Source organism: Pseudomonas sp. PB106 (assembly GCF_009764645.1).
In the GTDB taxonomy this organism is placed as follows: domain Bacteria; phylum Pseudomonadota; class Gammaproteobacteria; order Pseudomonadales; family Pseudomonadaceae; genus Aquipseudomonas.
Genome location: NZ_RWIM01000006.1, coordinates 1 through 7,079 on the forward strand (window position 1 = coordinate 1; position 7,079 = coordinate 7,079).

4 protein-coding genes are annotated in these 7,079 nt (G+C 61.9%); all 4 read left to right on the forward strand.

Features of this window, described 5'->3' with window-relative positions; all coding sequences use genetic code 11:
* Positions 1-115 precede the first annotated feature (115 nt).
* The 4 genes from EJA71_RS01435 to EJA71_RS01450 all read left to right on the forward strand — a co-directional run bounded on the left by EJA71_RS01435 (position 116) and on the right by EJA71_RS01450 (position 7,016).
* Positions 116-3,700, forward strand: a complete 3,585-nt coding sequence (locus EJA71_RS01435) for a DUF2339 domain-containing protein (RefSeq protein WP_158953691.1) — start codon at positions 116-118, stop codon at positions 3,698-3,700.
* Positions 3,697-5,061: a DUF3999 domain-containing protein gene (locus EJA71_RS01440; RefSeq protein WP_158953693.1), complete on the forward strand. Its 1,365-nt coding sequence runs from the start codon at positions 3,697-3,699 to the stop codon at positions 5,059-5,061. Before EJA71_RS01435 ends, EJA71_RS01440 begins: the two co-directional genes overlap by 4 nt.
* Positions 5,062-5,399: 338 nt before the next feature.
* The gene (locus EJA71_RS01445; protein WP_008080580.1) at positions 5,400-6,410 is read left to right on the forward strand and encodes a class 1 fructose-bisphosphatase; all 1,011 of its coding nucleotides are present in this window, start codon (positions 5,400-5,402) and stop codon (positions 6,408-6,410) included.
* Positions 6,411-6,413: 3 nt separating this feature from the next.
* On the forward strand, positions 6,414-7,016 hold the full coding sequence (locus EJA71_RS01450; RefSeq protein WP_158953695.1) for a DUF924 family protein: 603 nt from the start codon (positions 6,414-6,416) through the stop codon (positions 7,014-7,016).
* The last annotated feature ends 63 nt before the right edge of the window (positions 7,017-7,079 follow it).

Here is a 7,079-nt window from a genome sequence, read left to right on the forward strand (position 1 = left end):
CAGCTCCTACACAGGTGTTCACGTAACCCTGTAGGAGCTGCCGCAGGCTGCGATCTTTTTGGGTCAGGCTGCGCTAATCTTCCCGGATTAGCCTTCGCGCTTAGGGATATCGACCATGCAATGGATGTTCATGTTGATCGGGCTGGTGCTCGGCTGGCTGCTCGACGAGTCGCTCAGTGACGCGCTGTTGGGCGCGTTGCTGGGGCTGGCGATCGGGCAGACAATCCGCATCGCGCGGCTTGGCTCTCAGATGGCGGAGCAACAGCGACAATTTGAACAGGTGAAGGAAGCCCTGCAAGGCGTCGCGCAACGTCTGTTTGTGCTGGAGGGCTCGCCGTCTCATGCGGTGCCACTGCCAAGCGTGGAACCTGTCGCCGAGCCCATCATAGAGCCCGTCAAGGCAACGGAAGACGCCCCGGCACCGGAACTGGTCTGGGAACTGCCACCCGAACTCGAACCGCTTTACGCCGTCGCCAGCGAAACCAGCCAACCGCTGCCCGCCGAGGTCTGGCGCCTCGACGCCGTCACGCCCGAACCTTCAAACCCTGCGGAGCCCCGTGGCCCGAACCTGATCGAACGCGGCATCAGTGCTGCGCGCAATTGGTTGTTCGGTGGCAACACGGTGCTGCGCGTTGGCGTGGTGCTGCTGTTTTTCGGTCTGGCGTTCCTGCTGCGTTACGCCACCGAAGGCATGGTGGTGCCGATTGAAGTGCGTTACGCCGGCGTGGCGGCTGCCGCGTTGGGCTTGCTGGCGCTGGGCTGGTGGTTGCGGCGACGCAACGCCAGTTATGCGTTGATGCTGCAAGGCACCGGGATTGCCGTGCTGTACCTGACGGTGTTTGCGGCGATGCGTCTGCATCCGTTGCTCGATCCGTCTGCTGCGCTGGGATTGCTGGTCGCGGTGACGGTGTTTTCGGCGATTCTGGCCGTCACCCAAGATTCGCTGGCGCTGGCCGCCGTCGCCGCGCTGGGTGGATTCGCCGCGCCGATCCTGACCTCGACTGGCGCCGGCAACCACGTCGCGCTGTTCAGTTATTTTGCCTTGCTCAACGCCGGCATTCTCGCCATTGCCTGGTTCAAGGCTTGGCGCCTGCTCAACCTGATCGGCTTCGTCGGCACCTTCGGCATCGGTTTCGCCTGGGGCCTGCGTTCCTATACGCCGGAGTTGTTGTGGAGCACCGAGCCGTTTTTGATTCTGTTCTTCCTGATGTACCTCGCCATCGGCCTGCTGTTCGCCCGACGCAAGTTGCGCGACATGCCGGATGCACCGGCGGATGACGACCGTGAGGCGCTGCTGCATTGGTCGGCGCGCAAGGGTGATTACGTCGACGGGACCATGCTGTTCGGCCCACCGATCATTGGCTTCGGGTTGCAGTTTGCGCTGGTGCAGCATCTGGAATTTGCTGCGGCGTTCAGTGCGCTGGTGCTGGGCATGATCTACATGGCGCTGGCCAAGGTGTTGATGAGCGGCCGCGCGGTGTTGCTCGGCGAAACCTGTTTGGCGCTCGGGGTGATTTTCGCCAGTCTGGCGATTCCGCTGGGGCTGGATGCACGCTGGACGTCGGCGGCATGGGCGGTGGAAGGTGCGGGGATTTTCTGGCTGGGTTTGCGTCAGCATCGACCGTTCGCCAGGGCCTTTGCGTTGCTGCTGCAACTGGGTTCGGCGTTGGCCTTTCTCAGTCAATTGCGCATTGGCGAAAGCAGTCTGCTCGACGGCGCTCCGCTGGGTGCGCTGATGCTCGGTGCGGCGTTGCTGTTCAGCTTCCATCAACTGCGCAAGGCCTCGGCGGAACAGGCTTCGGCCTGGGAGCACCAAGGTCTGCCAGTACTGGCCGGTCTGGGCCTGACCTTCCTCTATTTGCTGGCGCCACTGTTCTTGTTTACCCAAGGCACGGCGATCAGTTGGGCACTGGCCGGGTTGGCAACGTTGTTTGTCGGCCTGCGGATTCAATCGCGCACATTCCTGTTCAGCGCGTTTGCCGTGCAGTTGCTCGGCGGCGCGCTGTTCCTGCTGCGTCTGCAAGGCGCAGGCGAAGATTCGGCGGCGGTGTTCAGCGCCGGTTGGAGCGGCTTGCTCAGTGCTTCGCTGATCGGTTTGGCGTTGATCGCCGGCATGCTGTTGGCGGCTCGCGATGACATGGTGCGCGCGGATGTGCGTCTGTTGCGCGGTCTGTCGGTGGTGCTGTTGGCCGGTCTGGTGCTGATCAATCTGGCGGTGTTGTTCGTGCTGCCGTGGCAAACCGCGAGCGCAGTGTGGGCGGCCAGCGGTTTGCTGATCATCTGGCTGAGCCTGTACCTCAAGCAGCGCGTGAGTTTTGTCTTCGGCCTGCTGTTGCAACTGATCGGTGGTGCGGCGTTCTTGTTCGCAGGCCCGGAGTTGCTCGGGCCACTGTCCAGCGAAGGCCTGAAACCCTTGGCCCATGGCGGATTCTGGACACCGCTGGTACTCGGGCTGGCGGCGCTGATCGGTGCCTGGCGCCTGCAACTGGGTAATCACGCCTCGGCCTTCGATGCGCTGAGTTTGCAACGCCTGTCCCAAGTGTTGCTGGTGTGGGGCGCCGGTTGGTGGGCGTTGGCGTGGGTCAGCGACGTGTTGAGATTTGCCCCGCCGACTCTGCAAGGCACGTTGCTGTTGTTGGTCGCTGCCGCCAGCGTGGCGTTGTGGACGGTGCTGTCGCTGCGCTTGAAATGGCCGGCGCTGGGCTTGCTCTGCACCTTGCTGATTCCAGCGGCGGGGCTGGTGTTGCTCGCTGCCTGGCATTCGCGTTATCACCCGGCGGCCGATTTCGGTTGGCTGGCGTGGGCGGCAGTGTTCGCCTTGCACTTCTTCAGTCTGCGCCGCCTGGCGCCGATGTTGCCGGCGCGGGCCTTGAGCACCGCGCATGTGCTGGGTTGCTGGCTGTTGATCGGCGTGCTGGCGTTGGAATTGCGTTATGGCCTGCTGCTGTTGTCCGAGCAATACAACGCCTGGCGCTGGCTGGGTTGGGCGATTCTGCCGAGCCTGTATCTGCTGCTGGCGGCGGCCCCGCGCAACTGGCCGTGGCCGATCTCAGCGTACGCACGCGAATACCGCTTGTATGCCGCCGCGCCGTTGGCGGTGCTGATGCTCGCGTGGTTCTGGCTGGCGAATGGCGTCAGCGATGGCAACGCCGAACCTTTGCCGTACGTGCCGCTGCTTAACCCTTTGGAGTTGGGCTTGCTGTTCGCGTTGTTCGGCGTCTATGTGTGGTCGCGCAGTGCGGTGTCGCAAATGTCGATTCGTCAGGACTACGCCGATTACGCGACGCAATTGATCGCCGGAGTTTCGCTCTTCGCCTTCTGCACCGCGTTGGTCACTCGCGCCGCGCACCATTGGGCGGGGATTCCGTTTGAGCTGGATACGCTGCTCGCCTCGATGCTGGTGCAGGCCGGCTTGTCCATTGTCTGGACGCTGATGGCGCTCGGCTTGATGATCGGCGGCCATCTGCGCCATCGTCGCGAAGTGTGGCTGATCGGCGCGGCGCTGATTGCGCTGGTGGTCGCCAAACTGATTTTTGTCGAACTGAGCAACCGTGGCGGCCTCGCCCGGATCGTCTCGTTTATCGGCGTGGGCGTGTTGTTGCTGGTGGTCGGCTATTTCGCCCCGCTGCCGCCCAAACGCATTGACGCTGAACCGGCGGCGGACACACCGGCCCCGGACACCGAAGGAGTTTCATCTTGAGTCGCATGCTGAATCTGGGTTGGTTGGCGTTGGGCGTGGTGATGGTGGCCGGCGCTCAGGAAAAACCGGCGGACTTCGCCACGCAGGTGCCGCTGGCGGTGAGCGGCAACGGCCCGTGGTACCGCCTCGAATTGCCGCTGAGCGTGCAATTGCAGGCGCGCCAGACCGATCTCAGTGATCTGCGCGTGTTCAACGCCGCCGGCGAACCGCAAGCCTATGCGCTGGCGCGCGAGTCGGCGCAAACCCGTGATGACGGTCAGTTGCATGAGGTGAAGTGGTTCCCGCTGTACAACGCCGCCGACGCCAGCGAACGCGCGCCGAACGTGCGCGTGCAATCGACCACCAACGGCACGCTGGTCGAAGTGCAGCCGTCGAGTCAGCTGGAGGCGGGCGAAGAAGTGCTGCGCGGTTGGCTGCTCGACGCCAGTGCAATCAAGGCGCCGCTGCAGCAGTTGATCCTCGACTGGACCAGCGAACGCGACGGCTTTCAGCGCTTCAGCATCGAAGCCAGCGACGACTTGCAACATTGGCAAGCGTGGGGCGAAGGGCAGGTGGCACGGCTGACCTTTTCCGATGAACGCATCGAGCAGCATGAAGTGACATTGCCGGGGCAATCGGCGCGTTATGTGCGGCTGTTGTGGGAGTCGCCGAATTCGGCGCCGATCCTGACGGCCGCGCAGTTGAAAAGCAGCGACCCGCGCGATTTGCCGCTGCCGTTGGTCTGGTCGCAAGCGCTGGCGGGCAGCAGCACCAAGGCCGGGGAATACACCTGGCAGTTGCCGATGGGGCTCAATGTCGAGCGGGTGCAGGTTGAGCTGAAACAACCGAACAGCCTCGCGCCCGTCACGCTGGCCGGACGCCGCGAAAGCAGTCTGCCGTGGCAAACGTTGAGCAATGGTTTGCTCTATCGCCTGACCCAGAATGGGCAGGATGTGGTGCAGAACGAGCTGCAGCTCTACGGGCAGACCGTGCAGCAGTTGAAGCTGACCGTGGACGAGCGTGGCGGCGGTCTCGGTGAGCAAGCGCCGAGCGTGAAGTACGCGGTGCGGGCGACTCAGGTGATATTCCTCGCGCGGGGGGAAGGGCCTTACAATTTGGCGTTGGGCAGTCCAAGTGTGAAAACGGCGAATCTGCCGTTGGCGACGCTGATTCCGGATTTCAAACCGGAGAAACTGGCGACGTTGGGCAAGGCGGTGGTTCAGGGTGAAGCGGTGGCTACGCAGACTTCGACAGCGACCACGGCGGCGGTGGCGCAGACCAATTGGAAGAAGATCGGGTTGTGGGCGGTTTTGTTGTTGAGTGTGGTTTTTCTCGGAGCCATGGCGTTTAGCTTGTTGCGCAAACCTCCGACCAATACCTGAGAATGGCTGGCGCTGCGCGCCATTCGCTGGCAAGCCAGCTCCCACAGTGATCTCGGTTGTTCATCTGTCTTGTGTACACCCCATATCCTGTGGGAGCTGGCTTGCCAGCGATGACGGCCGATCAGACGAGAAAAATCCACAAACTGTCGCGCGCACCCTGCGCCATCCGTCCCGAACCGGTCTACGCTAAACCCGCTACCTGAACTCTCCCCCCACATTCACGTCTCATGCAGGCAAATGCACCCCAACGCACGTTACCGGGCGTCTTCGCTCGCTACGGTTTCAGACTCCCTGTAAACTGCGCGGGTTTTTAGCCCCCCATTCCACCGGAGCCGTCCATGTCCCGCGTTACCCTGAGTCGCTATTTGATTGAGCAGACCCGCAGCAACAACACTCCTGCCGATCTGCGCTTCCTGATCGAAGTGGTGGCGCGTGCCTGCAAGGAGATCAACCACGCCGTGTCCAAAGGCGCCCTGGGTGGTGTTCTGGGCAGCATGGGCACTGAAAACGTGCAGGGCGAAGTGCAGAAGAAGCTCGACGTGATCTCCAATGAGATCCTGCTCGAAGCCAATGAATGGGGCGGTCACCTGGCCGGCATGGCGTCCGAAGAAATGGACAACGCCTACCAGATCCCGGGCAAATACCCGAAAGGCGCGTACCTGCTGGTATTCGACCCACTGGACGGTTCTTCGAACATCGACATCAACGCCCCGGTCGGCACCATCTTTTCGGTACTGCGTTGCCCGAACGAATACCTGAGCCAGAACGAGCCGCTGAACGAGAAAGCGTTCCTGCAGCCAGGCACCCAGCAAGTGGCCGCCGGTTACGCGATCTATGGTCCACAGACCATGCTGATCCTGACCTTGGGCGACGGCGTTAAAGGCTTCACCCTGGACCGCGAAATGGGCAGCTTCGTGCTGACTCACGAAAACATCACCATTCCTGAATCGACCCAGGAATTCGCCATCAACATGTCCAACCAGCGTCACTGGGAAGCCCCGGTACAACGCTACGTCGGCGAGTTACTGGCCGGTGAAGAAGGTCCGCTGAAGAAGAACTACAACATGCGTTGGGTCGCGGCGATGGTTGCCGACGTGCACCGCATCCTGACCCGTGGCGGTCTGTTCATGTACCCGCGTGACAGCCGGGAGCCATCCAAGCCCGGCAAACTGCGTTTGATGTACGAAGCCAACCCGATGTCGTTCCTGGTGGAACAAGCGGGCGGCGCGTCCACCGACGGTCACCAGCGCATCCTCGATATTCAGCCAGAAGGCCTGCACCAGCGTGTAGCGGTGTTCCTCGGCTCGAAAGAAGAAGTCGCACGCGCGACGGCCTACCACAAGGAATAAACCATGACTGCGCCCTGGCAGCCGTTGCTCGATTGGTGGTTCGGACAAGCCGAATCCCCGGACGAGATATCGGCTGACAAGGGCAAGTTGTGGTTCGGTAAGCGTGACAGCCAAGACCTCGAAGCGCGTGAGCGTTTCGGGGTCTTTGTCGATCAGGCCCTGGCCGGCGAATTGACCGAGTGGACGCAACGTCCCGAAGGTTGGCTGGCGTTGGTACTGCTACTCGATCAACTGCCGCGAATGATATTTCGCGACACCCCCAAAGCCTTCTCCGGTGATCTGCGCGCGCAGAAACTCGTCGCCCAAGGCATTGCCGCAGATTTTGATCGGCAGCTAAAACCGATTCAGCGCGTATTCATTTATCTGGTGTTCGAACACTGTGAAAACCTTGCGGTGCAGAACGAAGCCGTTTCCAGATTTATCGAATTGGTGGCTGAACAGCCAGAGGCGGAGCGGGCGGTGTTTGCCGACAATCTGGATTACGCCGAGCGGCATCAGAAAGTGATCGAGCGGTTTGGCCGGTTCCCGCATCGCAATGTGGTGTTGGGGCGGGAATCTACGGCTGAGGAGTTGGTGTTTCTTTCCGAACCGGGTTCGCGGTTCTGATCCCAAAAAAGATCGCAGCCTGCGGCAGCTCCTACAGTGAACTCGATCTGTGTAGGAGCTGCC

What these genes read in the sequence shown, in the direction of transcription:
- EJA71_RS01435 (WP_158953691.1), top strand. Translation starts at nt 116, where the DNA reads ATGCAATGGATGTTCATGTTGATCGGGCTGGTGCTCGGCTGGCTGCTC.
- EJA71_RS01445 (WP_008080580.1), top strand. Translation starts at nt 5,400, where the DNA reads ATGTCCCGCGTTACCCTGAGTCGCTATTTGATTGAGCAGACCCGCAGC.
- EJA71_RS01450 (WP_158953695.1), top strand. Translation starts at nt 6,414, where the DNA reads ATGACTGCGCCCTGGCAGCCGTTGCTCGATTGGTGGTTCGGACAAGCC.